General features: G+C 63.2%; 19 protein-coding genes and 1 tRNA gene. 10 read left to right on the top strand and 10 right to left on the bottom strand.

All coding sequences use genetic code 11. The features are described 5' to 3' along the window. Nucleotides 1-93: 93 nt before the first annotated feature. On the top strand, nt 94-1,674 hold the full coding sequence (locus M2339_RS12575) for a peptide chain release factor 3 (RefSeq protein WP_264586375.1): 1,581 nt from the start codon (nt 94-96) through the stop codon (nt 1,672-1,674). Nucleotides 1,675-1,706: 32 nt separating this feature from the next. Here M2339_RS12575 and M2339_RS12580 read toward each other — a convergent pair whose 3' ends face one another. Both M2339_RS12580 and M2339_RS12585 read right to left on the bottom strand, forming a co-directional pair. After that, entirely contained in the window at nt 1,707-2,120 is a 414-nt protein-coding gene (locus M2339_RS12580) for a bactofilin family protein (RefSeq protein WP_264571390.1), read from the bottom strand. Beyond that, a complete protein-coding gene (locus M2339_RS12585; RefSeq protein WP_264571391.1) occupies nt 2,059-3,216 on the bottom strand; it encodes a M23 family metallopeptidase in 1,158 nt (385 codons plus the stop codon). Before M2339_RS12585 ends, M2339_RS12580 begins: the two co-directional genes overlap by 62 nt. Nucleotides 3,217-3,579: 363 nt before the next feature. Between M2339_RS12585 and M2339_RS12590 the strand changes: the two genes are divergently transcribed. Next, nucleotides 3,580-3,671: transfer RNA gene (locus M2339_RS12590), tRNA-Ser, on the top strand. Nucleotides 3,672-4,155: 484 nt separating this feature from the next. Here the strand turns inward: M2339_RS12590 and M2339_RS12595 are convergent. Next, complete coding sequence (locus M2339_RS12595; RefSeq protein ID WP_220128568.1) at nt 4,156-5,532, bottom strand: spinster family MFS transporter; 1,377 nt, start codon at nt 5,530-5,532, stop codon at nt 4,156-4,158. Nucleotides 5,533-5,700: 168 nt separating this feature from the next. Continuing rightward, complete coding sequence (locus tag M2339_RS12600; RefSeq protein ID WP_181560782.1) at nt 5,701-6,249, bottom strand: nuclear transport factor 2 family protein; 549 nt, start codon at nt 6,247-6,249, stop codon at nt 5,701-5,703. 652 nt (nt 6,250-6,901) lie between these two features. Here M2339_RS12600 and M2339_RS12605 point away from each other — a divergent pair. The 3 genes from M2339_RS12605 to M2339_RS12615 all read left to right on the top strand — a co-directional run bounded on the left by M2339_RS12605 (nt 6,902) and on the right by M2339_RS12615 (nt 11,291). Next, a complete protein-coding gene (locus M2339_RS12605) occupies nt 6,902-7,405 on the top strand; it encodes a nuclear transport factor 2 family protein (protein ID WP_181560783.1) in 504 nt (167 codons plus the stop codon). Between the two features lie 122 nt (nt 7,406-7,527). After that, nucleotides 7,528-10,068 carry a TonB-dependent receptor gene (locus M2339_RS12610; protein WP_181560784.1) on the top strand — a complete coding sequence of 847 codons (2,541 nt, stop codon included), beginning with the start codon at nt 7,528-7,530 and terminating at the stop codon, nt 10,066-10,068. A gap of 128 nt (nt 10,069-10,196) precedes the next feature. Further along, nucleotides 10,197-11,291: an NADH:flavin oxidoreductase gene (locus tag M2339_RS12615; RefSeq protein ID WP_264586374.1), complete on the top strand. Its 1,095-nt coding sequence runs from the start codon at nt 10,197-10,199 to the stop codon at nt 11,289-11,291. Between the two features lie 66 nt (nt 11,292-11,357). Here the strand turns inward: M2339_RS12615 and M2339_RS12620 are convergent, their stop codons facing one another. After that, nucleotides 11,358-11,747 (bottom strand): MarR family winged helix-turn-helix transcriptional regulator, encoded by a 390-nt coding sequence (locus M2339_RS12620; protein WP_264574225.1) that lies wholly within the window; start codon nt 11,745-11,747, stop codon nt 11,358-11,360. 602 nt (nt 11,748-12,349) lie between these two features. On the opposite strand from M2339_RS12620, the gene M2339_RS12625 reads away from it, so the two are divergent. Further along, a complete protein-coding gene (locus tag M2339_RS12625; protein ID WP_181560787.1) occupies nt 12,350-12,934 on the top strand; it encodes a YdeI/OmpD-associated family protein in 585 nt (194 codons plus the stop codon). A 134-nt stretch (nt 12,935-13,068) separates the two neighbouring features. Here M2339_RS12625 and allB read toward each other — a convergent pair whose 3' ends face one another. Together allB and M2339_RS12635 are read right to left on the bottom strand one after the other, a co-directional pair. Further along, nucleotides 13,069-14,493, bottom strand: coding sequence for an allantoinase AllB (gene allB / locus M2339_RS12630; RefSeq protein WP_264574223.1), 1,425 nt, complete (start codon nt 14,491-14,493; stop codon nt 13,069-13,071). A gap of 25 nt (nt 14,494-14,518) precedes the next feature. Then, complete coding sequence (locus M2339_RS12635) at nt 14,519-15,307, bottom strand: SDR family NAD(P)-dependent oxidoreductase (protein ID WP_264606375.1); 789 nt, start codon at nt 15,305-15,307, stop codon at nt 14,519-14,521. 209 nt (nt 15,308-15,516) lie between these two features. Between M2339_RS12635 and M2339_RS12640 the strand changes: the two genes are divergently transcribed. Beyond that, nucleotides 15,517-16,506 (top strand): LysR family transcriptional regulator, encoded by a 990-nt coding sequence (locus M2339_RS12640; protein ID WP_181560790.1) that lies wholly within the window; start codon nt 15,517-15,519, stop codon nt 16,504-16,506. A gap of 25 nt (nt 16,507-16,531) precedes the next feature. On the opposite strand, the gene M2339_RS12645 is transcribed toward M2339_RS12640, so the two are convergent. From M2339_RS12645 to M2339_RS12655, 3 genes are read right to left on the bottom strand one after another with little or no spacing between them, the layout of a single operon-like run. Beyond that, complete coding sequence (locus M2339_RS12645; protein ID WP_264586372.1) at nt 16,532-18,190, bottom strand: hydantoinase B/oxoprolinase family protein; 1,659 nt, start codon at nt 18,188-18,190, stop codon at nt 16,532-16,534. Next, on the bottom strand, nt 18,187-20,307 hold the full coding sequence (locus M2339_RS12650; protein WP_264586371.1) for a hydantoinase/oxoprolinase family protein: 2,121 nt from the start codon (nt 20,305-20,307) through the stop codon (nt 18,187-18,189). The genes M2339_RS12645 and M2339_RS12650 overlap by 4 nt, the downstream gene beginning before the upstream one ends. After that, entirely contained in the window at nt 20,291-21,301 is a 1,011-nt protein-coding gene (locus tag M2339_RS12655) for an isopenicillin N synthase family dioxygenase (protein WP_264586370.1), read from the bottom strand. Before M2339_RS12655 ends, M2339_RS12650 begins: the two co-directional genes overlap by 17 nt. Nucleotides 21,302-21,469: 168 nt before the next feature. Here M2339_RS12655 and M2339_RS12660 point away from each other — a divergent pair, with 168 nt between their 5' ends. Genes M2339_RS12660 through M2339_RS12670 form a run of 3 tightly spaced genes read left to right on the top strand, consistent with a single transcriptional unit; the run spans nt 21,470 to nt 23,894 of the window. Continuing rightward, on the top strand, nt 21,470-22,246 hold the full coding sequence (locus M2339_RS12660) for an SDR family NAD(P)-dependent oxidoreductase (protein ID WP_264606376.1): 777 nt from the start codon (nt 21,470-21,472) through the stop codon (nt 22,244-22,246). A gap of 17 nt (nt 22,247-22,263) precedes the next feature. Beyond that, nucleotides 22,264-23,460: a cystathionine beta-lyase gene (metC, locus tag M2339_RS12665; protein ID WP_264586369.1), complete on the top strand. Its 1,197-nt coding sequence runs from the start codon at nt 22,264-22,266 to the stop codon at nt 23,458-23,460. A gap of 17 nt (nt 23,461-23,477) precedes the next feature. Beyond that, nucleotides 23,478-23,894 carry a DUF3830 family protein gene (locus M2339_RS12670; RefSeq protein ID WP_181560796.1) on the top strand — a complete coding sequence of 139 codons (417 nt, stop codon included), beginning with the start codon at nt 23,478-23,480 and terminating at the stop codon, nt 23,892-23,894.

Genomic DNA, 23,894 nt, shown 5'->3' on the forward strand with positions numbered 1-23,894 from the left:
GCAGGATCGCCGCCCCAGCTCCTATAGCAGCGCCACATTTGCGCCGGTCCGACCACGCCCGGCGCGCTCGCTCCCTGGATTAAGACGCTTGCTATGACGATCCCTTCCCGCCGCACGTTCGCGATCATCTCCCACCCGGACGCGGGCAAGACGACCCTCACCGAAAAGCTGCTGCTCGCCGGCGGCGCCATTCACCTCGCCGGCGAAGTGAAGGCGCGCGGGGCCAATCGTCGCGCGCGCTCGGACTGGATGAAGATCGAGCAGCAGCGCGGCATCTCGGTGACCAGCTCAGTCATGACCTTCGAGCGCACCCAGGCCGATGGCAGCGTGATCACTTTCAACCTGCTCGACACGCCGGGACACGAGGACTTCTCGGAAGACACCTACCGCACCCTGACCGCCGTCGACAGCGCCGTGATGGTCATCGACGCTGCCAAGGGCATCGAGCCGCAGACGCGCAAGCTCTTCGAGGTCTGCCGCCTCCGCAACGTGCCGATCATCACCTTCGTCAACAAGGTGGACCGCGAAGGGCGCGACACCTTCTCCCTGCTGGACGAAGTAGCCGACGCGCTGGCGCTGGATGTCTGCCCGATGAGCTGGCCGGTTGGCATGGGCGGCGAGTTTGAAGGCATCTACGATTTTGCCACCAATCGGCTCTATCAGCCGGTCGGCCCGAGCAAAGAGTTCGACGGCAGCTTCACCCAGCTCACGGGGCTGGATGACGAGAAGCTCGCCACCGTCCTCTCCGCCGCAGGTCTCGCGCGCCTGCGGGAAGAGGCCGAACTGGCGCAGGCCGGCTATGCCGCGTTCGATCTGGCCGCCTATCGCCATGGCGACTTGACGCCGGTTTATTTCGGGTCCGCCCTCAAGCGCTTTGGCGTGGGCGAACTGATCGACGCGCTCGCCACCCACGCCCCGCCACCGCGCACCCAGCCGGCCGAGCCGACGCCGGTCGAGCCGGAGCGCGGCGACGTCACCGGCTTCATCTTCAAGGTGCAGGCCAATATGGACCCGCAGCACCGCGACCGCATCGCCTTCATGCGCCTGTGCTCGGGCAGGTTCCGCCGCGGCATGAAGCTGACGCCCTCGGGCAGCGGCAAGCCGATCGCCGTCCACTCGCCGATCCTGTTCTTCGCGCAGGACCGCGAGATCGCCGACGAGGCTTTCCCGGGTGACATCATCGGCATCCCCAACCACGGAACGCTTCGCGTGGGCGATACGCTGAGCGAGAAGGCCGATGTGCGCTTCACCGGCCTGCCCAATTTCGCGCCGGAAATCCTGCGCCGCATCGCGCTCAAGGATCCGACCAAGACAAAGCAATTGCGAAAGGCGCTGGACGATCTCTCCGAAGAGGGCGTGATCCAGGTTTTCTATCCCGAGATCGGGAGCCAGTGGATCATCGGCGTCGTCGGCCAGCTGCAGCTCGATGTGCTGATCAGCCGGCTGGAGGCGGAATATAAGGTCGGCGCAGTGCTGGAACCGGCGCCGTTCGACACGGCCCGCTGGCTCACCGGCGAGGCCAAGAAGCTGGAGGACTTCGCCAGCATCAATCGGACGAGCATGGCCAAGGACCGCGACGAGAACCCCGTCTTCCTCGCCAGATCGGCCTGGGATGTGGGCTATCAGGCCGAGCGCAACCCGGACATCAGTTTCAGCGCCACACGCGAGCGCTGATCGGAGGGGTTAGCCCGGGCCTCCCGGCTCACTTACCCGACATCGCTCTTGATCAGCTTGAGTTCGGTCGGCTGGCCGCTGTGCGTCATGCGCCCGTCGATCTGGCCGCCGGTGGCAATGGTGATGCGCTCATAGCTCACATCACCGGTGATCCGGGCAGTCGCCTCCACCACCAGCTCCTCTGCCGTGATCGATCCCTCGATCAGGCCGCCGATCCGGGCGCTCTTGGCCTTCACATGGCCGGCGATGCGACTTTCGGCGCCCTGCACCAGAGCCGCGCAGGCAATGTCGCCCTCGATGGTGCCATCGATGTGCAGATCCACGCTGGCTTCCAGATTGCCCGTGATCCTGACATCGCTGCCGAGGATCGAGAACGGCGTGTGCTTAGCCCCGGTTGCCACTGTCGGCGACGCGCCGCTTGGCCGTTTGCTGGACTTCGAGAACATCCCTGCGTGCCTCCAGAAAGGGACGCGGATTGACGGCCGCGCCATGGACATGGACTTCGAAATGCAAATGCGTGCCGGTCGAACGGCCCGTGGATCCCATGCGCGCGATCTGGGTGCCGCGTGCCACCTTCTGGCCCGGCTTGGCATTGAAGCCGGAGAGGTGCGCATAGAGCGTCGAGAGGCCCTTGCCATGGTCGACTTCCACGACATTGCCATAGCCATGCTTGGTGCCGACGAAGGTCACCGTGCCGGGCGCGGCGGCGAGGATGGGCTGACCCATGCGTCCCCGGAAATCGATGCCGCCATGGAACGCGAGGCTGCCGTTGAAGGGGTCACGCCGATAGCCATAAGAACTGGTGGTCATCGGCGCGGCCGTCGGCTTGCCGGAAGGGATCGCCGCCAGCGCAGCTTCCATGGTGTTGAGACGGGTCAGCAGCAGGGCGATATCCCGCAGCTCCGGCTGGTCGGCGACAATCGAGGCGACGGGAATGAAGGGACCGCCCTGCCCCCGCTCGCGCACCGCCATGCGGGCCGGATCGAGGCCGAAACTGCGGATCGCCTTTTCGACCGCCGCAAGGCGATGTTCGACCGCGCCAGCCAGGCGCGTCTCGAGCACTTCCTGATGACGCCGCAGCGCCTCCAATCGCGAGGCTTCGGGCGAGGCCGCGCTCAGCGGCTTGCTGACCTCCGGACCGTCAGCGGGCGCACCTGCGCCGCCCTCTTCGATCCCCGTGCCGAGGCTGGAGCGCAGCAGTTCATCGAGGGCCTTCTGCCGCTGCTCGATATCCTGAGCGATATCGTTCACCGACTCGCGATAGGCCTTCACCTTGGCCTGCTGGGAGAGAACCTCGGCCCGATCCCGCGCGACATGGCCGCGCTCAAGGAGCAGGCTGGCCTGATTCCACAGGATCGCGAATGTGCCGACGGCCCAGAGCAAAGCCAGCACTGCCAGCGCGCTGGCAGCGACGATCTGGAAGCGCGTGGAGATACGGATGAAGCGCACGCGTCCGCCAGTGCGGAGAAAAATCTCCCGCTCGGGCGCGAGAGACAGCAGACGTGCGATCACACCCCCGGAATTGGTTTTGTCAGCGGACAAGGATTGCTCTGTTCTATATCGTTTGAAGTGCCACGGCGGCTACCAGAGCGCCCCTCCGCAAGCGAATCGCGGCGCCAAGCCCTGCGATGAGTCGAAAAGTGGACACGACGAGTCGATGAATGACAGTGGAACGGCGGCGCGTGTTCCGCGTTGGTTCGCGTCCGATTGCCACGAGACCGCCACCGGGCACTGCGTCGAGTCGCATCATTTTGCGATCCCCGTCACGCCTGCCTACCAGAGCTTGTTGGCGCGATAAATTGCAGCCTTTCTAGAAACAGGCGACGCCGGGCGTTGCCATGCACGAACAGCCTGTTTATAGGCCGCTCTCAGCCGGTACGGGACGCCACTTCCCCCGGTGAGCGCGGAGACGTGGGTGAGTGGCTGAAACCAGCGGTTTGCTAAACCGTCGTAGCCTTAAGGGGCTACCGAGGGTTCGAATCCCTCCGTCTCCGCCAGATCCTGGATCTTAGTGATCCCCGTCAATCTAGCCTGAATGCGCGAACTCCGGTTTTATCAAATTGCGCGCCCGCAGTAGTTTGTCGGAAATCGCGTGCACTCAGCCGGTTTTGGAACTGATTTCACCTGCGGCCATAGCATAGCCGCACTCTCTAAACCTTCGCTCTTTCCTAGGCCTTCGCCTGTGGCGTGGCTTTTCACGTGAATGCCCGGGTTGGTCTGGATGGGGACCATCTGCGCGGCCTTGGCCCTTGGGCTATTCCGGTCCGCGTAGCGCCATCGCGCTCTTGGGCAGTTCTGCCTACATTGGCCGCACCGATAACCAACGATTCGTTACGACCCATGGACGCAGCACCGCTTTAGCGGCCCACGCCGGGCCAGCAGCCCCTCGGTTCCGGTCGACTGTCCCGTCTAGTCCGACCGCAACTATGCAGGCCGAAAGAGTCGAAGGCGGCGATCGGCTACGGCGTCATAAACTGCCACTCAAGAGCCCGATTGCCGGATCGCCCGAGCCGCGAGGAAGAAATGGAGCGCAGACCACACAGGCAGCAGAACGCTCGTCATAAGCGCATAACGAATGCCGCTTGTGGAGGCAGCGGTGCAGGCGCTTTGCACGGCGGCGACCGTTGAGACGGTTTTGCTGCCGCACAAGGCAGCATAATTTCCATCCGCAAAGAGCGCGTTGGCATAGAGATCGCTGATAAAGCCGATGAGCGCGGGCCCCAAGCCGACCCCGACCAAGGTGGTGACAAAGAAGAAGACAAACGCCGCCGTCGCGCGCATTCTCGGCCCCACCATATTCTGGAAGGCGACAAGCGTCGGCACATTGTGAAAGAAGGCCAGAACGGCGCCGCTGATGAGCAAGACCAGCGCCAGCATGGGATGCGCCACGCTGTAGCCTGCCAGGGTAAACGGCGCGCCGATCAGCACCCCGAGCGCGGGGAGAAGCGCATACCATTGGGCGCCCCATCTCGAAATCAGGTCCACACCAAATCCGGCGATGGCGAGGCCCAGCGTCGCCGCGATGCCGCTCTGGACGGCATAGAACACGCCAACCTGGCTCAGGCTCAAATCATGCACACGCATGAAGAAGGGCGCATAAAAGGCACCGGAGCCATACATGCCGAGCGTGACAAGGGCCAACCCGATCAGCATGTGGCGAAACTCGGGCCGGGCGGCCATCATCTTGAGCACCGCCCGCAGCGGAGGTGGCTCGCTCTTTGCCTCTGCAAGATCCGGATCGGACAGGCCGCGCGGCGGCTCGCGCAGTGTCAGTCGGAAGAGAAGCGCCACGACGAGCCCGGGCGCTGCGATGCAGATGATCGCCGCGCGCCAGCCATAGGTCGATCCTATCCAACCCGCCGTGAGCGCACCGATCACGGAACCGACCGGGTTGCCGAGCTTCATGACGGTCATCACGGCCCCTCGCCGCTCCTTGGGGAAGTGATCCGCAAGGAGCGAAACCGCGGGCGCCTGCACGCCAGCCTCGCCGATGCCGACCCCCACGCGCAGCAAAAAAAGTTGCCAGAAATTTGCAGCCATGCCGCAAGCCACCGTCGCGGCCGAAAACAGGGCGACCGATATGGAGATGATATTGATCCGGCTGCGGCGCTCGGCCAGTCGCGCGATCGGCAATCCCATTGTGCTGTAGAGAATGGCGAAGCTGAGGCCGCTCAGGATGCCGAGCTGGAAATCGGAGAGCCCCAGGTCATCCTTGATTGCCTGGCCCAGCGTGGCAACGATGACCCGGTCGATGAAGCCGAACGCGCCGACCGCCATGGTGAGGGCGAGTAGCCACGCGCGATAACCAGGCCCGAACTGTGGCTTGCCTGCAGGCTTTGGAAGGCCTTCAGCCTGCATGATATCACCCTCTCGATCTGGCGTGGTCGACGGATCGGACGTCGCCTTGATCCCCCTCGCGCGCGCTTATGCTTTCCAACAGCCGATGCTTTGCGGCTGCCTCGATCATGGCCGCGGACGGATGCCGCGTGCAAGATGTGCTCTCAGCAGCAGGACAGTTCCAGACGGTTATGCTGAACCGGATGAATCCCGCCGCATGAGCGGGCGGCGATAGGAAATATCGTCCCTGTCCCACCGCCCATTGCCCGGCGGGCTCGCGAGTTCGCGACGAGGGCCTGTCGGAACGGTCACGCCCATTTCCGGCAGGAATTCCCGCAGGGCAATCCGCCACTCACCATTGCGGCGCTCGAACTGGTCTATGTATCGGCCGCTGCCGATGTTCTGCAGGTCCTGTTTCTGGCGCAGCATGTAGATGACATAGCTGCTGACATGCGCCCGATCCCCGTCGAGATCGATGTTCACATTGGTGATGTGATGTTGATGGCAGACATAGCGCTCTTCGTGCCGCTGGTTGCCCCAGTCGACGAACGCGTCCGTCGGCCCCGAAAAATCGTCGAGATAGTTGATCTCCGCGTCCGGCCAGAAAGCACTGGCGATGACCGCATCGTCATGACGGTCGAGGCCGCGAGTATAGCGGCGGAGGACTTCGCGAATGTCTTCCATGTCGAGCAAGCGCTCGAGGCGCGTCTGAAGATCGGGGGAATCGATATTGGCCATCACGGCATCCTCTCTTGTCACATCGGCACCAGCGCTCGTCGTGTTGCGAGCTTCCTGAAAGGCAGCCAAGCCAAGGCTACCGTCTGAAATTTAGTTATCACGTTAATTCAATGTGTCGCTGAGACCCTCAGGTGTCAAGCGGATATCGCGCGTGGCAGTGCGGAAGCCTGGGCCCGCCTCGCATGGGCAGACAGGCTTCGATCAACAGAATGAGATTCTGATGATTATAAACAGATATATCAATATTTTAACTAGACATCTCGCAATTGTCCGGGCGCGATGACATCTCGACGGTCAGAGCTTTGGGGACGCTAAGATCACATCGGCCGGCGATCCTGCCTCCTCGACCATGGCGATCAATCATGTTGCCGGCTAGCAGTTATCATGTTAACTCGATGCCAAGCCCGCAAAGCGAGTCGAGCAGGAGGGCTGTGGATGAGGGAGGATGTAAGGCCGTGCGACGGTCCGCTCTGAACGCGCAGACGCAAGGCCAGCTGTGTGGCCCTGTGACAGGCGGTGAGAACCGGAAAGGCAAGTGTCGACATCATTGATCATTCGTTGCTGCGCGGCTTCAGGCGAAGGCGCGAAAGCGATGGGGCGTGCGCGCGACGCCGGATTTCTGACGCGCGCTTTCTAGAAATGGAGTGGTTGCGTGAATTCTGAATCTAGTCTGCAGGAGATGATCGATGAGCGTCTCATCACCAAGGTGCTCAGCCGCTATTGGCGCGGTGTCGATCGCTGCGACGTCGACCTCATCATGTCGGCCTTCCATTCCGACGCCATCGATCATCATGCCGGGCACGACCGGCTGGCGCATGATTTCGCAAAAGCCGCGGTCGAGCGCATGCCGCAGGTCGCACCGGGCGGCACCCAGCACCATGTGACGAATATCTCGATCGAAGTGGATGGGGACACCGCCTGGTGCGAGGCCTATTACCATGCCATCCACAATGCCGACGCCCAGCTCAACCAGATGTTCGGGCGCTATGTCCACCGCTTCGAGCGCCGCGAGGGAGAATGGAAGATCGCGGAACGCTGGGCCGTTCTCGACTTCACCGACACCGGACCGCGCACGCCGTTCGGTTCCGAAAATAACCCGGCAACGCTGCGTGGGCGGGCCGACAAAACCGACATTTCCTACCAGCGGTTTAGCTGAGCCAGGCCGAACCCGCGCCTGAGAACGACTTTGGGCGGTCGCGCTGAGAAAGACGATCGCCCACAGGACCGCCCGATCAAAGGGCGGCCGCACCGAAAAGAAAAACGAGAGGAGAGATGAGCATGACCAAGAAAGGAAAGGGCATCGTCTGCCGGACCAGTCTGTTCGCGATGGGGATCGCCTTGGCGGGCGCCGCTGGCGCGCAGGCCCCGCAGGCTTCGACCAGCGGTCAGGCCGAGAGCGCGTCGACGGCCAGAGACGTCGAGACGATCATGGTGACCGCGCAGTTTCGTGAGCAGAACCTGCAGGACACCCCGCTGGCCATCACCGCTGTGTCCGGGGCGATGCTCGAAGCGCGCAGCCAGACCAGCATTGCCGATGTCGCCAATCAGGCGCCCTCGGTCACCCTCAAGCCGCAGGGCGCATCCTATGGCTCCTCGCTCGTCGGGAACATCCGTGGCGTCGGCCAGCAAGACTTCAGCGCCGCGCTGGAACCCGGCGTGGGCCTGTATGTCGACGACGTCTATTATGCGACGCTGACTGGTTCCATCCTCGACCTGCTCGATCTTGACCGGGTCGAGATCCTGCGCGGCCCGCAGGGCACGCTGGCCGGCAAGAACTCGATCGGCGGCGCGGTAAAGCTCTACTCGAAGCGGCCGACGGGATCGAACACGGGCTATGTGGCCGCGACCTATGGTAGCCGCAACCGGATCGACCTGCGTGGATCGGCCGACTTCAAGCTGACCGACACCATCAGCGCGCGGATCGCCGGCGTCTCCAAGAAGCAGGACGGCTATATCAAGCGGCTGGATTTTGGCTGCCTGTTCCCCGCTGGCGGCTCGACGACGGTCGTCAACAATGCTGGCGCGACGGTTCCGATCAATCCCGCTGGCGGGATCCCGCGCATGACGGCGTCCGACAACTGCGAACTCGGCCGCGAGGGTGGTGTGGGATACACGGCGGCGCGCGGCCAGCTGCGCTTCCAGCCGAGCAGCGACCTCGATATCAATATCGCCGTCGATTACACCAATGAGGACCGCGTCAATGCCGGCAACGTCCTGCTGGACCGGAGCATCGCCGGGGTTCGGCGCAGCCCGAATTTCACGGATCGCCTGCCCGGCAATCCGCGGGGCGCGACGGATATCAACCCCTTTGGCGGAGTCATTCCTTATGACGCCCGCTTCGTCTGCGGCAACTATTGCAATTACGCCACCTATATCGGCGCGCCGGACAGTTCGACGGGCCCTCAGGGCGCCTTCGCGAACACCGGGGGCGTGAGGGCCGGAACTTATTACGATGGCCGGCTCACCTACGAGGGTTGGGGCATCTCCGGGCAGATCGAATATGATCTGTCGGACGATCTGCAACTGGTCTCGATCACGGCCTACCGGGCCTATCATTCCAAATGGGATGCCGACGACGACCTCTCGCCGCTCGCGCACCAGAACAATACCAGCAAGCTGCGCTACTGGCAGTTCACCCAGGAGCTGCGCCTCAACGGATCGTTCTTCGAAGATGCCCTTCAATATACGGTCGGCGGCTTCTACATGAAGCAGTTCTCGAGCATTCTCGCCGGGTCCGACATTCGCTACACGACCGATCCGGCCTTCTTCAATAACGATCCCACTGATGCCAATACCAAGGCGGCGTTTCTCCACCTTGCATGGAAGCCAGTCGATCGGCTGACCTTGTCGGCGGGCCTGCGCTATACCGATGAGTATAAGCGCTATGAGTTCGGCCGCCGTTTGCCGGATGGCAGCCCCCTGCCCGCTGGCTCGGCGGTCGGTGCGCTGGATGGCCGCGTGGGCATCTATGATGGCCCGATCAGCACCAACTTCGATTACCGCCTGAATGCGCAATATGAGATCACGCCCGACATTTCGATTTATGGTCAGGTGGCGACAGGCATCAAGGGCGGCGGCATCAATCCCCGCCCCTTCAACTTCGCGCAGGTGCTGCCCTTCGGTCCGGAGAAGCAGACGACCTACGAACTGGGCTTCAAGAGCGACCTGTTCGACCGGCGGGTGCGGCTCAACGCGGCCTTCTTCTTCTCCAAATATTCCGACATCCAGCTCAGCCTGTCGAACTGCATCGCCATCGTGGGCGCCACACTGGGCTCGCCCTGCAATCTCATCACCAACTCGGGCGATGCCGACGTGAAGGGCTTCGAGGTCGAGGCTTCGGTCCGGCCGGTCGAGGGCATGATGATCGATGGCGCCGTCAGCTTCGTCGATTTCGATTACACCAGTTTCCGCACCTTCGGGACGGCGACGGTCGGTGGCCCCGGCAACCCGGCAGGGCCGCAGTTCGGCGATTATCCGCTCTATACGCCACGCTGGAAGTGGAGCATCGGAGCGCAATATGAGATCGATCTTGGCGACGCGGGGTCACTGACGCCGCGCATCGACACCTCGTTCCAGGACGAGATCTACTTCGGCGTCAATCTGCCGACGAGCCTGATCGACAGCTACGTCGTCTCCAATGCCCGACTGACGTGGAGCAATGCAGATGGAGACCTGGACGTCTCGGCTGAAGTCACGAACCTGTTCGACAAATATTATCTGCTGACCGGCTTCGACCGGTCGAGCGGTGCGGCGGGCTTCTCCATCGCGCAGCCCGGCCGTCCGCGGGAATGGGCCGTGACCGTGAAGAAGAGGTTCTGAGCCTCATCGGTACGGGCAGAATGCGGGTGCGGCAGCCATGTCGCACCCGCATCCGCTCGCAGCAAGCCAGCCTGTAGAGGACGCCATTGTCCCGAGCCATCGCGTCGATGGCAAACTGGAGTTGAAGAATGACCGTTGATGTTTCGCCTCTTTATGCGCCCTTGCAGGTGAACGGGCTGACCCTGCCCAATCGTCTGGTCATGGCGCCGATGACCCGCGCCAAAAGCCCCGGTGGCATCCCGACCGATGAGGTCGCAGCCTATTATCGGCGGCGCGCGGAAGGTGGGACAGGTCTTCTGGTCAGCGAGGGAACGGTCATCGATCGCCCCCTTTCGCGTAACAACGCCGACCTTCCCAGCATTCACGGTGATGGGCTGGCGGGCTGGCGCAAAGTGCTGGCAGAAGTGCATGACGCGGGCGGGCGGATGTGGAGCCAGTTGTGGCATGTCGGCGCCCTGCCGGATCCACGCGCGCCGGACTGGCCGAACAATTTCGAGGGGCCTTCCGGCCTCACCGCCCCAGACCAGCCGCTCGGCCACGCGATGACCGAGTCCGACATCGCCGATACGATCGCCTCTTTCGCGCGCGCCGCCGCGGATGCAAAGGCCGTCGGCTTCGACGGCATAGAGCTGCATGCCGCGCATGGCTATCTGATCGACCAGTTCTTCTGGGCCGGCACCAACCGCCGGGACGATCGTTGGGGTGGCCCCACGCTGGCCGAACGCGCGCGCTTTGCCGTGGAGATCGTCCAGGCCGTCCGCTCGGCTATTCCTGCAGACATGCCGCTCGGCATGCGCGTCTCGCAGTACAAGATCCAGGATTATGACACGCTGCTGGTCTCCAGCCCGTCCGAGGTCACGGACTGGCTCGGGCCGCTCGCGGATGCAGGCGTCGATATCTTCCACTGTTCCCAGCGCAATTTCACCGCGCCAGCGTTTCCCGGCAGCGATCTCAATCTGGCGGGGTGGGCGAAGAAGGCGACAGGCAAGCCCAGCATCACGGTCGGGTCGATCGGGCTGGAAGAGAGTTTCTACGGGGACACTGCCGAGGCCGGCGTGGCGACTTTGCGGGAACTGGTCGAACGCCTTGAGCGCGATGAGTTCGACCTTGTGGCCATCGGCCGGGCGATCCTGAGCGAACCGCAAATTTCAGAAAAGGTCCGCGAAGGGCGGTTCGGCGAGATTGCCCCGTTCACCCGCGAGGCCATTCTTCAGCTACGTTAAGTCAGCGCGCCGGGAGCGATCCGCCAAACCGTGGGCGGATCGCTTCGGGTGAGCCATGGCAAGGGGCTACTCGACGCCACTGATCGTCGCGGTCAATGCCCGAAGTTCGTTGATGAGACGCTCCAACCTTTCCGCTCCAAAGCGCTCTGAATATTCCGCCATCACCCGCCTGACATCATAGGTCAGCGTCTTGACGAGTTCATGCCCGTCGGGCGTGAGTGCCACCAGAACGCGGCGCCGGTTGTCCGTCTCGCGCGCCACAAGATTGCGCGCCTCGAGTTCCTTCAGGATGCGGGTGACGCTGGGCTTGTGCAGCTGACCAATTTCAGCGACCCGGCTCGCATCCGTGGGGCCGTGATCGTTAATGACCCGCATGACCCGACATTGCGGCTCGGTAATGTCATGCTCCCGCATCTTCGGCCGCATCGGCAGTATCACGGCTTCCTTGGCGCTCAACAGAACTGCTGAAAGCGTCTGCTCGTACTTCGGCAATTTAGGAGGCTTGCTCACATATTATCCCGGAATTGGTGAAGTTGGATGGAGTCATCGAACGCGACAAATATATCGTGACGTTCCAGCCAACGATAACGAGAACAGTAGTACATGACCGGGGTGCCCGCCAGACCTCAAGGCCCGAGCATCAAAACATCGCTTCGCGACAGAGCTGATGTCGAGAGCCGCGCTGCTGAGCTAATGTTTGATATGCTGCATGACCGCGACCATGAGGAATGGCCCGACGCCCTTGGCATGACCAGACTCCGATTTAGGCGCATCGTTCGGCGGGAAGCCGGCATGAATTTCACGCAGCGTCGCCAACAGGCGCCTTCCGTTCCGCCTTCCAAGCTGGCGGCGGGCGAGCCTATCACGTTCGTGGCACTGGATCTGGGCGGTGACGCGCGCACAATTTCTCTACGACGTTCAAGCGCGTTCTAGGTGTGCCAGTCATCACCTTGTCCAGAACAAGGCGTATGAACGCTGGTGCGCAGTTTCCACATGTGGCGCTCTCCCGCCGACCCCATACCCTGTTCAGTCCACTCGTGGGACCCTAGGATAGTGATATGAGTGGTACCAAATCCGGTCTTCAAATCCTTCTTTTCGAAACCGATACGCATTTCGCCGAGTGGCTGTCGCGTCAGGGAGCCGATGCCAAGGGTGCGTGGCTTCGGTTTGCGAAGCGGGGGTCGAGCCTTGTCACCTTAACCAAGGCAGAAGCGATCGACACCGCCATCTGCCACGGTTGGATCGACGGACAACTGGATAAGTATGACGAGCACAGTTGGCTGATCCGTTTCACGCCGCGCAAGCCTCGGAGCAAATGGTCTCAGGCAAATCGAACACGTGCACTTAGCCTCATCGCGGAGGGCCTCATGGCTGCGCGCGGGATAGAAGAAGTAGAAGCGGCGAGAGCCGACGGACGATGGGATGCCGCCTATGCCTCTGCCAGCAAGGCTGAGGTGCCGCCCGACCTGCAAGACGCTCTCAACGCGAACACGAAGGCTGCTGCCTTTTTCGCTACGCTCGCGGGCGCGAACCGCTACGCCATCCTCTATAGAATCAGCACGGCTAAGCGGGCACAAACGCGTATGCGCAAAATCGCAGAATTCATCGCCATGCTGGAACGTGGTGAGACAATTTACGGATAGCTTGCCGGCTGCACACGGCAAGCTTTGGTAGGCAGAAATCGGACCGCAAAGGTCGGCTGTTGAACCGACCTCATGTAAAATACAGCACGCCGCTATGAACCGGGTGTCACGCTCGCCGCGCCAGGCGCCCTATTTCAGTAACGCTTGCCTCGCTTTTCGAGAATGGCCTTGGTCGTAGTGTGGGTATTGCGCGGTGTCGGCGCAGGCATTTGCTGGATGCGCCGCACGTTGAGGCCGTGGCCCATCGCGCTCGTCACCAACTCTCCGTCACGCATCACGAAGCGTCCGCGCACCAGTGTATGGATCGGGGCACCCTTGGTCTCGTAACCCTGGAAGGGCGTCGAGGAGCCCTTGGACTTGAGCAACGCGGAGTCGACCTTGACCGCCTTCTCCATGTCGACGACGACGATGTCCGCATCGGAGCCCGGCAGCAGGGCGCCTTTGCGCGGATAGAGGCCGAATGCCTTTGCTGGCGCCAGCGAGGTCATGCGGACATATTGCGTCAGCGTCATCCGACCATTGGCGATCTGGGTGAGCATCAGCGGCATCTGTGTCTGCACACCGGTAAAGCCGCAGTCGGCCCTCCAGATGTCATCATTATGCTTTTCTGCATGGCTGTGCGGCGCATGGTCGGTGGCGATCATGTCGATCGTGCCGTCCGCAACGCCCTGCCAGAGCTGCTCTTGATGGACCTTCTCGCGCACCGGCGGATTGACGCGGATGAGCGACTTCTTCTCGGTATAAGCGCGCTCGTCGAGCAGCAGATAATGGGGGCAGGTCTCGGCCGTGATGTCGACACCGCGGGCTTTCGCCTCGCGCAGCGGACGCAGTTCGTCGCCGGATGAGACGTGCAGGATGTGGATGCGCGCTCCGGTCCATTCCGCGAGAATGGCCGCTCGCGAGACCGCTTCCACCGCGACGACGGGCGGGCGGGCGTCGAGATGCGCCAGCGGGTCGCAGCAATCCTGCTCGCGCAGCTTCTTCGAGCGACGCGCCATGATCGAGGCATTCTCGGCGTGCAGCGCGACGCGATAGCCGTGCTTTGCGACGATCTCGAACCCTTCGAGGATCGCACCGCTCGGCGGGGATGGGAGGTTGCCGAAGGTGTTGCCCATGAAGCATTTGAAGCCGGCGACGCCGCCCTCGATCAGCGCCTCGAGCTGATCGAGATTATCCTCGCCGAGCAGGCCGTAGATGCCAAAGTCGACATAGGCCTTCTTGGCCGATTCCAGCTTCATGTTGAGTGCTTCCACCGTGCCCGTCGGCGGATTGGTGTTTGGCATCTCGAACACGGTGGTGACGCCGCCCATCGCAGCGCTGGCCGTACCGGTTTCCCAGGTTTCCTTGTGCGTGTAGCCGGGATCGCGGAAATGCACATGCGCGTCGATGGCGCCGGGGAGAATGTGCTTGCCGGTCGCATCGACCACCTCGGCGGCCTCGGGCATCGCCTCCCGCGCTCCGATGGCCAGGATGAGGCCGTCCTTGATCGCGATCGAGGCAGGGAACATGGCGCTGTCGGTGACGATTGTGGCGCCGTTGATGACGATATCGGCTTTCATGGCGGGTTCCATGGTTATGAGAGGATCAGAGAGCGGCCCAGCCACCATCGACGGGCAGGTCGATGCCGGTGATCTGGCGCGAAACGTCGGAGGCGAGGAACAGGCAGGCATTGGCCACGTCCTGCGCGCTGCTGATGCGGCGCAGCGCATATTCGGCAGCGTGCTCGGCGATGATTTCCTCTTCGCTGCGCCCGGCTGCCTCGGCCATGCCGGGCATCACCTTGGTGCGGAAGCGCGGACCATCAACCATGCCGGGCGCGACGATATTCACGTTGACATTGTAAGGCCCGGCCTCGATCGCCGTCGACTTGGTGATGCCGCGCAGACCCCATTTCGAGGCGGAGTAGGCCATGCGGCCGGCGCGTCCATGCATGCCGAAGGTGCCACCGACATTCACGATCTTGCCATAACGTCGCGCGATCATGCCGGGCAGGACGGCCTTCATCATCAAAAAGCAGCCGCCCATGTTGAGCTTGATGATTTCATCGAAACCTTCCGGCGTGGTCTCCCAGGCGGTGTCGCCGACCGGCCCGGTGCCGCCAGCAACGTTGACCAGCACATCGACACGGCCATGCGCCGTCTCGGCCTGGCTCACCGCGGCTTCGCAGTCGGAGGCACTGGTGACGTCACAGCGGATGACGGTAACGGAGGCCTTTGGCCCGATCTCTTCCTTCAGGGTCTCCAGCGCAGTCATATCACGGCCAAGGATGACGATCTTGGCGCCTTCACTAGAAAAGGCCTGTGAAATTGCAGGACCCATACCTTTCCCGGCGCCTGTAATCATCACAACTTTACTATCGAGATCGAGATTCATTGCCCGCCCGTGACGTTATTGTTCGAAAATAGACCAGAGTCAAAATTGATATTGACTTCTGATATTCGATTCGACTTTAAAGAGGTGCGTTTCGACCGAAGCCGACTTCAAAGACGATATTCGATACATCGGTGCATAAGGGATGTGCCGGTGACCAAGTGGTGCTAAACCAGGGGCATGGTGTAGCCGAAAATCGAACGGAGTCGCTGATGGCGCTACGCAACCAGAGGATCTGGCAGTATATCGATGAGGTCGCGCGCGTGGGTTCGGTCCGTCAGGCGGCCGAGCGGTTGAACGTGACGCCCTCCGCCCTGCTCCGCCGCATTCAGGACGTCGAGCATGACCTGAACGCCGTTATTTTCGAGCGACATACCTCTGGCGTCCGCCTCACTGCCGCCGGCGAAGTGCTGATCAGCTGGATACGGATGCAGACCTCTGAATTGCGGCGCGTCTACTCGCAGATCGAGGAGCTGGAAGGTTTGCAGCGGGGCGAGGTGCGCATTGCCTGCAGCCAGGCAGTCGCCCGCAGTTTCGTCCTGCGTCACATCGTCAGCTTTCGCGAAAAACATCCCAATGTGAAGTTCAAGCTCTCTGTGACCGATCACAGCACGGCGGTGCGCGCGTTGATCGATTATGAAATGGATATCGTGCTGATCTTCCGTCCGCTTCGCTCGTCGGAGCTTCACCCGATCATGTCGATCGGTCAGGGCTTGGTGGCCGTCATGGCGGCGGACCATCCGCTCGCCCAGCATGAGGTGCTACGCCTGCGGCAATGCGCAGAATATGACGTCGCCATGCCGGACATGGCCTTTGGCGGGCGCGAAATCGTCGAGAACCGGCTGCTCTCAAGCTCGGCCAAGCTCAATGTAGCGGTGGAAGCCAACAGCTTCGACTTTCTGGGCGAACTGGTTGCCGGCGGCGATCTCATCACCTTTCAAATCGACATTGGTGCCGATGTCTGGCGCCATGATCCCCGGTTCGCGGTGCGCCGGATCAGCGACATCGACCGGACCTACGGGCCGCTGGTGCTGGGGCAGCTCAAGGGCCGCCCGTTGCCATTGGTCGCTGCGAAGTTTGCCGAGCAGATGGCGCGCGATCTTCATGAGTGCCGGTCCCTGCCGACCCTGCCGGGGGCGGCGGAATGGTCCATGGATGAGGACGACGACGATGCCGCCCACGGGTTCACGCTCGACGCCTGACCAGCAATGGCCGACTGGGCCGGTGCTAGAGGCCCTGGCCGTAGATCGCCTTCGCGCTCTCGCGGGAAATCATGCCTTCATCCAGATCGGCACGGACGCTGTCCGGCCTGCGCTGGGCTGGGTCGCCCAGGCCCGCGCCGCCGGGGATCTGCAGCACCAGCCGCTCGCCGGCGGGTATCGCCTGCAGGCCCTTGGCGCGCATCATTTTGCCGCCGGAGGTCGACACCGTCCCCGCCGCGCCATCATGCCCGCCATCGCGGCCCCTGGCCGGGCGGTCAACCCGTTCGAACATCGCGAGTACTTCGAAGCCGCTGCCATCACGCATCCCGACCTCCACGGTCTGCCCCAGGCCGCCGCGCAACGCGCCGGCCCCGCCGCTATCGGTACGCAATTCCTTGCGCCAGATGACGATGGGCGCACCGCTCTCGGTCACCTCGACCGGCATAGCGCGTACACCGCTGGGGAAGGCAGTGCCAGAGAGGCCATCCTGCCCGGGTCGCGCGCCAGAGCCGCCGGAATTGAAGAAGATCGCATCAAATGGATCGCCCTGTCGGCCATTGCCTTCCGCCGGCAGCCGACCTCGCAATTGCACGGACCACAAACAGGACGAGCCCTCGGCCGGCACCCGGTCGGGGATGGCCTGCGAGAGGCAACCGAACACCACATCCGGCAGCATCTGCCCGATGACATGCCGCGCCGCGACCGGCCAGGGGCGCTGGACATTGAGGATGGAGCCTTCCGGTGCGGTGACCTCAAACGGCTCCAGCGCGCCGAAATTGTTCGGCACTTCCGGCGAGATCACACAGCGCAGGCCGAAAACGGTGTAAGCGCGGCAATAATTGAGCACGACGTTGATGCCGCGCGGCAGGCAGCCGTCCGTGCCCTCATAATCCATCGAGAGGGTGTCGCCATCGATGGTGAGCGTCCCGACGATGGTCACCGGCGCATCATAGCCATCGATCACCAGCGTGCTGGACCAATGGCCATCCGGCAGCTTGGCGATTTCCGCGCGCGTCGCCGCCAGCGAGCGCTCGATGATGTAGTCCGCGACCTGTGAAAGATCCGCCATGCCGAATTCCCCGAGCATGGCGCTCAGGCGACGGGCGGCAGCCTCGTTGCTAGTGATGTAGGAGAGCACGTCGCCCTTCACCTGCAGCGGCATCCGCACATTCTGGCAGAGAATGTCGATGAGATCCTGGTTGATGCGCCCGGCATCGGACAACTTCATCAGCGGGATTTGCAGACCTTCCTCGTAGATCGAGCGGCCATCCGGCCCCTGACCGAGGCCGCCGATATCGACCTGATGGCAGCACACGCCGAACAGCCCGACGACCCGCCCCTCATGGAAAGCCGGGGAGACCACGGTGACGTCGTGGAGATGTCCCGCCGTCAGCCAGGGATCGTTGGTGATGAAATGGTCGCCCTGCTTCATCGTCGCGACCGGGAATTTGGCAAGGAAGTGCCCCACGCCTTCGGCCATGGAGTTCACATGCCCTGGCGTGCCCGTGACCGCTTCTGCCACCAGTCGTCCGTCCAGATCGAACAGCGCAGCGGAAAGATCGCCGGCGTCGCGCACCGTGGTCGAGAAGGCTGTGCGCATCAGCGTCTGGGCCTGCTCTTCGACAATGGAGATCAGCCGCGTCCAGATCACCTGCATCCGCAGTTCGGTCAGCGCATCGCTCATCGGGCGTCTCCTGTTTCACGGCGGGTCAGCACCAGATAGCCGCGCTCGTCCATTTGCCCGTCGAAACGGGGCGAGACCACGGTGGTCGTCTCACGCTCGGCGACCAGCGCCGGGCCGGAGAACCGCTCGCCGGCCTGCATCGTCTCGCGGGCGTAGAGCGCGAAATCCATCGCCTGACCGCTGGTGGGATCGACCACGCGCCGGCTGCCGACCGGCGTGGCAGTGCGGCTTGCGACCGCCGTGCCGGATGCTTCCGCGCGGAAGCCGCTCGCGCTCACATTGACGCGCCAGGTCAGCATTTCGATGGGAAGGTCGAGCACCATGCCGCCATATTGCGCGCGATATGCCTGCTCGAAGCTGGATTGCAGCACGACGATGTCGGCCTCGCCGAGCCTGCGGGCCGGAATCTCGAACGGGATTTCATAGCCCTGTCCCTGATAGCGGGCGAAGCAGACGCGGCGTTCGCTCTGGTCCGCTCCTGTCGCGCCGGCGCTGACCAGGCCGCGCGCTTCCGCCGCCATTTCATCCAGCAGAGCATTGAGGCGGGTCAGATCGGCCTGATCGAGCCGCATGGTGAGGCTGCGGGCAATCTCATAGGAAACCGGCGCGCGCAGGAAGCCCACAGCCGATCCGACGCCGGCGCCCGACGGGATGATCACGCGCCCGATGCCGAGCTTTTCGGCAAAGCTCACCGCATGGAGCGGCGCAGCGCCGCCGAAGGCGATCAGCGTGCGCTCGTCCAGCGTCATGCCCTGCTCGACGGCGTGGACACGCGCTGCGCTCGCCATTGTCTCATCGACAATCTCGCTGACGCCCACTGCCAGCGTCTCCGCCTTGCCATCCCACAGGCCGAGGCCGGCCAGCGCGGCGTTCGATTTTTCGGGGTGCAGCGTTACCTTGCCGCCGGCAAAGCGGCTGGGGTCGATGCGGCCGAGCGTGATATCCGCGTCGGTCACGGTCGGGCGCTCGCCGCCACGTCCATAAGCGGCCGGGCCGGGCTCCGATCCCGCGCTATGCGGCCCTACCGTCAGGCGCCCGGCGCTATCCACCGCGGCAATTGATCCACCGCCGGCACCGATCTCGACCATTTCCACTACGGGGATGCGCAACGGCAAGCCGCTTCCCTTGCGGAAGCGGTGGGCGCGTCCGACCTCGAACACCTGCGATGTCTGCGGCGCACCATCGTTGATGAGGCAGATCTTGGCGGTCGTGCCGCCCACGTCGAGTGCCAGCACGCGGTCCTCACCGCATTCGCTGGCCACGGACGCGGCGAAGATTGCGCCGCCCGCCGGGCCGCTCTCCACCAGCCGCACGGGAAACCGCGCGGCGATGTCCACGGTGGTTAGGCCGCCGGAAGACAGCATCAGGTAGAGCGGGCAGGCAAAGCCCATCTCCGTCAAACGCGTTTGCAGCCGGCGTAGATAGGCATCGACCAGCGGCTGCACATAGGCATTGGCCGTGGTGGTGGAGAAGCGCTCATATTCGCGCATCTCCGGCGAGACCTCGCTGGAGAGCGAGAGAGCCACACCCGGCATTTCATCGCGCAGAATTTCCGCCGCGCGCAGCTCGTGCGCCGGGTTCACATAGCTGTGCAGGAACGCGACGGCGACGCTTTCCACACCCTCGGCGCGGAACTGGGCAGCGGCGGCACGCACGGCCTCTTCATCGAGCGGCAGCAGCACGTTGCCAAGCGCATCCATCCGCTCCGCCACGCCGAGCCGCCACTTGCGCGGCACCAGCGGATCGGGCTTCTCCATGCCGATATCATATTGGTCGAAGCGGCTTTCAGTGCCGAGCGCCAGCACGTCGCGGAACCCGTCGGTGGTCAGCAGCGCAAGTTTGACACCGCGTCGTTCGATCAGGGCGTTGGTCGCCAGCGTCGTGCCGTGAACGACCAGCGAGACGTCCGCCGGCCCGATGCCGGCCTCCTCCAGCAGCAGGCTCACCCCGTCGAGGAGAGCGCGCTCGGGCGCGTCATAGGTGGTCAGCAGCTTGGTCGAATGGCGACGATCGCCAACCTCCAGAACGACATCGGTGAAGGTTCCGCCGATATCGGCACCGATCTTCGCGCCGATCCCCGCAGCGGCGGGGGAGGCAGCCTCAGTTATAGACGTCATGGGGGTTCTTGGAGAGCTGGCTGTAGAAACGGGCGAGATGATCGGCAACGCGCACCGGCTGGTAGCTGGGGCCGTCTGCGCCAACGAGTTCCGGCAGCGGCGCTACCGTCACATTGCGGTCGGGATTGGCGAAGTAGGGCACAGAAAAGCGCTCCACATCCGTGCGATTGCGCACGCGGTGATAGTTGGAGATGAAGCGGCCGTTCGACCACCACATCATCATGTCGCCCACATTGATCGTGAACGCGCCACGCAGCGGCGGCGCCTGAATCCATGCGCCGTCGCGCCGCTTGACCTCAAGGCCGCCGACCTCGCCCTGCGCCAGGATCGTGAACGGCCCTTCGTCGGTGTGCGAAATCATGTTGGACACGTCGCTGTCCGCCGCGTTCGGCAACACCGGATAATAGTTCATACTCAACTGCGAGGGTGGATGCTTGAACCAGCCATCGAACCGATGCTCGTCAAGACCCAGACCGATCGCAAAGGCACGCAGCAACTCGCGGCCAAGGGTGACCATGGCATCGAGATAGGTCTCACCCGCCGCCTGGAACTCCGGCATGTCAGCGGGCCAGCGATTGATTTGATCGAAGATGCGCGCATGCTCCATGTCGTCCGGATCGGCCGGCCACTCATGCTGCATCCGATATTGCTCGAACATGCGGGTGTTGCGAGAGAGCGGCTGTTGCGGGGGCATGGGAATGTAACCGCGGTACCAGTCCGGTGTGGCGAATGCCTCAGCCCGCTCCGCCATCGGCTTGGCGAAGAAATCCGCAGCAGCTTTGAACACGGCGTCGATCACCGCCTGCGGCACCCCATGGCCAGTCAGATAGAAGAAGCCGATATTCTCGCAGGCAAAGGCGATTTCTTCGGCGACAGCCTTGCGAGCGGCCGGGTCGCCGGACAGGAAAGGCGCGAAATCCACGATGGGAATCTCGTCCAGCGACACGGCAGCTGCTGCTGCAATATCGTCCTCGCTTCTTTCGCTACGGCTCATATCTGACCACTCCAATGGCTGTCCGTGACTCGTTTAGGACAACGCGGATGGGGCTAGCGGTGCTTTTTAGGTACGGGCCTGTCGCCGAATGATCAACTTCCCGCGCAGCCGATTTGCGGTAGGCATGTAAAAGAAGTCCCCCTGCGGATGATGCCACGAATGACTAACATGAAGAATGCCCCCGATCTGACCGGAAAGACCGCTCTGGTGACCGGCGGAACGCGTGGCCTCGGCCTTGGCCTGGCACGGGCGCTGGGGCGGCAAGGTGCAAAGCTGGTTCTGGTCGGTCGCGATCCTGACACCGGCGCGAAGGCCGTCGCCGCGCTCGCCGCGGAAGGCATCGATGCACAGGCCGTTGCGGCAGATGTCTCCGACGGAGCCGGTTTGCGCGATGCCGTCGCACCACTTGGCGCCATCGATCTTCTGGTCTGCGTGGCCGGTGTGGGCGTGCCGCGCCGTCCCGTGTGGGAGGCGACACCGGAAGACTATCGCGCCTGCTTCGATATCAATGTGCTGGGCGTGATGAATGCCATGGCTGCCGTGATGCCCAGCATGGTGGAACGGGGCGAAGGCCGCGTGGTCGCCATTGGCGGGACCTATGGCCATAAGGGCAACGCCGGCTTTGCCATATATTCGGCGTCCAAATGGGCTCTGCGCGGCCTCGTCAAATCCGCCGCGCTCGATGCCGCGCCTTATGGCGTGCGGGTCAACCTCATCTCTCCGGGCGGCGTGGAGGGCGAGCGCCTGTCGCGCATGTTCCGTGAATCCGCGCAGCGCAATGGCGAGCCGGAGGACGCGCCGCTCAAGCGCTTCCTCGCCACCACGGTGCTGGGCCGTCTCGTCACCGAGGAAGATGTCGCAGCGGCGCTCTTCCATCTTGTCGGGCCGGCAGGCAACATGATCACCGGGCAGGACATCGTCGTGGATGCCGGCACCGTCATCTAAAGGGGAAAGCAAAGAGCATGGCCGATCTCAAGGGCTTCCATCGCGACACGCAGGCACTGCACGCCGGGCGCAATCCGGAAGCCAATTTTGGCGTCGTCAATCCGCCGGTCTACCACTGCTCCACGGTCCTGTTCGAGTCCGTCGAGGCGCTGCTGGAAACGCGGCGGGACCGGGCCTCGGGCGCGTTCGAGGGCTTCACCTATGGACGCGAGGGCACCGCGACCACACGCGCGTTCGAGGATGCGATCACCCTGCTGGAAGGTGGCTATCGCGGCATCACGACGAGTTGCGGCCTCGGCGCGATCTGTGCTTCGCTCACGGCCTTCCTCTCCGCTGGAGATCATCTGCTGATCGTGGACAGCCTCTACGGCCCGGCGCGCGATTTCTGCGAAAGCTTTCTGCGCAAGTTCGGGGTCGAGGTGACCTACTACCGTCCGGACGTCGGCGCCGGCATTGTCGATCTCTTCCAGCCGAACACTCGCGTCGTCTATATGGAGAGCCCCGGCTCGCTCACCTTCGAGATAACGGATGTGCCGGCCATCACCGCGGAGTGCCGCGCGCGGGGCATCTGGACGATCTTCGACAACACCTGGGGGTCGCCGGTTAATTTCCGTCCCCTCGAACATGGCGTGGACGTGTCGATCAATGCCGCGACCAAATATATTTCCGGCCATTCCGATCTGATGCTCGGCATTGCGGTGACGACCGAAGCAGCCTTCATTCCGGTCAAGAAAACGGCTTCGGCCTCGGGCTATTGCGGCGGGCCGGACGATATCTACATGGCGATGCGCGGTCTGCGCACCCTGCCACTGCGGATGAAGCAGCATCACGCCTCCGGTCATGCTATCGCGCAATGGCTGCAGGCTCGGCCGGAGGTTCACCGGGTGATGCATCCCGCGCTCCCGGATGATCCCGGTCATGCGATCTGGAAACGCGACTATGACGGCGCTTCAGGCCTGTTCGGCTTCGTCCTGGAAGCATGCAGCGAGGCACAGTTCGCGGCTTTCATGGACCATATGGATCTCTTCAAGCTCGGCTATTCCTGGGGCGGCTATGAGAGCCTCGTGGTGCCGACCTATCCCAACACGCTGCGCTCGGCGACCGAGTGGTCCGCGCCTGGCCCGGCTGTGCGCATCCATGTCGGTCTCGAGGCGGTCGAGGATCTCATCGCCGATCTTGAGCGCGGCTTCGCCCGGCTTCATGCCGCAGCCTGATTTTGATGGAACACCCCATGACCCTGATCGACATTACCGCCGGCCCGTTCAGCTTCGTCGCCAAGCTGGAAGAAGAGCTGGCGCCCGTGACCGCCGCGCGCTTCAAGGCAATGCTGCCTTATGACGAAAAGCTGATTCACGTCCGCTGGAGCGGTGAGGGCGTGTGGATTCCGCTTGGCGATGCAACATACGATCTGCCCTGGGAAAACCCGACGCGCTATCCGGCTCCGGGCCAGTTCATCTTCTACCCCGGCGGCTACAGCGAATGCGAGATCCTGCTCGCTTATGGCGGCGTGGCCTTTGCCAGCAAGCTGGGGCCGCTGGCGGGCATCCATTTCCTCACGATCATCGAAGGACTGGAGCATCTGCCCGAACTCGGCCGCACCGTCTTGTGGGAAGGCGCCCAATCCGTCAGCTTCCGGGTGAGGGGCTGA

The organism is Sphingobium sp. B2D3C, from assembly GCF_025961835.1.
GTDB lineage: Bacteria > Pseudomonadota > Alphaproteobacteria > Sphingomonadales > Sphingomonadaceae > Sphingobium.

Excerpts from the sequence above, each read along its gene's own strand:
- M2339_RS12575 (WP_264586375.1), top strand. The coding sequence starts at position 94 with ATGACGATCCCTTCCCGCCGCACGTTCGCGATCATCTCCCACCCGGAC.
- M2339_RS12580 (WP_264571390.1), bottom strand. The coding sequence starts at position 2,120 with ATGTTCTCGAAGTCCAGCAAACGGCCAAGCGGCGCGTCGCCGACAGTG.
- M2339_RS12595 (WP_220128568.1), bottom strand. The coding sequence starts at position 5,532 with ATGCAGGCTGAAGGCCTTCCAAAGCCTGCAGGCAAGCCACAGTTCGGG.
- M2339_RS12600 (WP_181560782.1), bottom strand. The coding sequence starts at position 6,249 with ATGGCCAATATCGATTCCCCCGATCTTCAGACGCGCCTCGAGCGCTTG.
- M2339_RS12610 (WP_181560784.1), top strand. The coding sequence starts at position 7,528 with ATGACCAAGAAAGGAAAGGGCATCGTCTGCCGGACCAGTCTGTTCGCG.
- M2339_RS12615 (WP_264586374.1), top strand. The coding sequence starts at position 10,197 with ATGACCGTTGATGTTTCGCCTCTTTATGCGCCCTTGCAGGTGAACGGG.
- M2339_RS12625 (WP_181560787.1), top strand. The coding sequence starts at position 12,350 with ATGAGTGGTACCAAATCCGGTCTTCAAATCCTTCTTTTCGAAACCGAT.
- allB (WP_264574223.1), bottom strand. The coding sequence starts at position 14,493 with ATGAAAGCCGATATCGTCATCAACGGCGCCACAATCGTCACCGACAGC.
- M2339_RS12635 (WP_264606375.1), bottom strand. The coding sequence starts at position 15,307 with ATGAATCTCGATCTCGATAGTAAAGTTGTGATGATTACAGGCGCCGGG.
- M2339_RS12640 (WP_181560790.1), top strand. The coding sequence starts at position 15,517 with ATGGCGCTACGCAACCAGAGGATCTGGCAGTATATCGATGAGGTCGCG.
- M2339_RS12645 (WP_264586372.1), bottom strand. The coding sequence starts at position 18,190 with ATGAGCGATGCGCTGACCGAACTGCGGATGCAGGTGATCTGGACGCGG.
- M2339_RS12650 (WP_264586371.1), bottom strand. The coding sequence starts at position 20,307 with ATGACGTCTATAACTGAGGCTGCCTCCCCCGCCGCTGCGGGGATCGGC.
- M2339_RS12655 (WP_264586370.1), bottom strand. The coding sequence starts at position 21,301 with ATGAGCCGTAGCGAAAGAAGCGAGGACGATATTGCAGCAGCAGCTGCC.
- M2339_RS12660 (WP_264606376.1), top strand. The coding sequence starts at position 21,470 with ATGAAGAATGCCCCCGATCTGACCGGAAAGACCGCTCTGGTGACCGGC.
- metC (WP_264586369.1), top strand. The coding sequence starts at position 22,264 with ATGGCCGATCTCAAGGGCTTCCATCGCGACACGCAGGCACTGCACGCC.
- M2339_RS12670 (WP_181560796.1), top strand. The coding sequence starts at position 23,478 with ATGACCCTGATCGACATTACCGCCGGCCCGTTCAGCTTCGTCGCCAAG.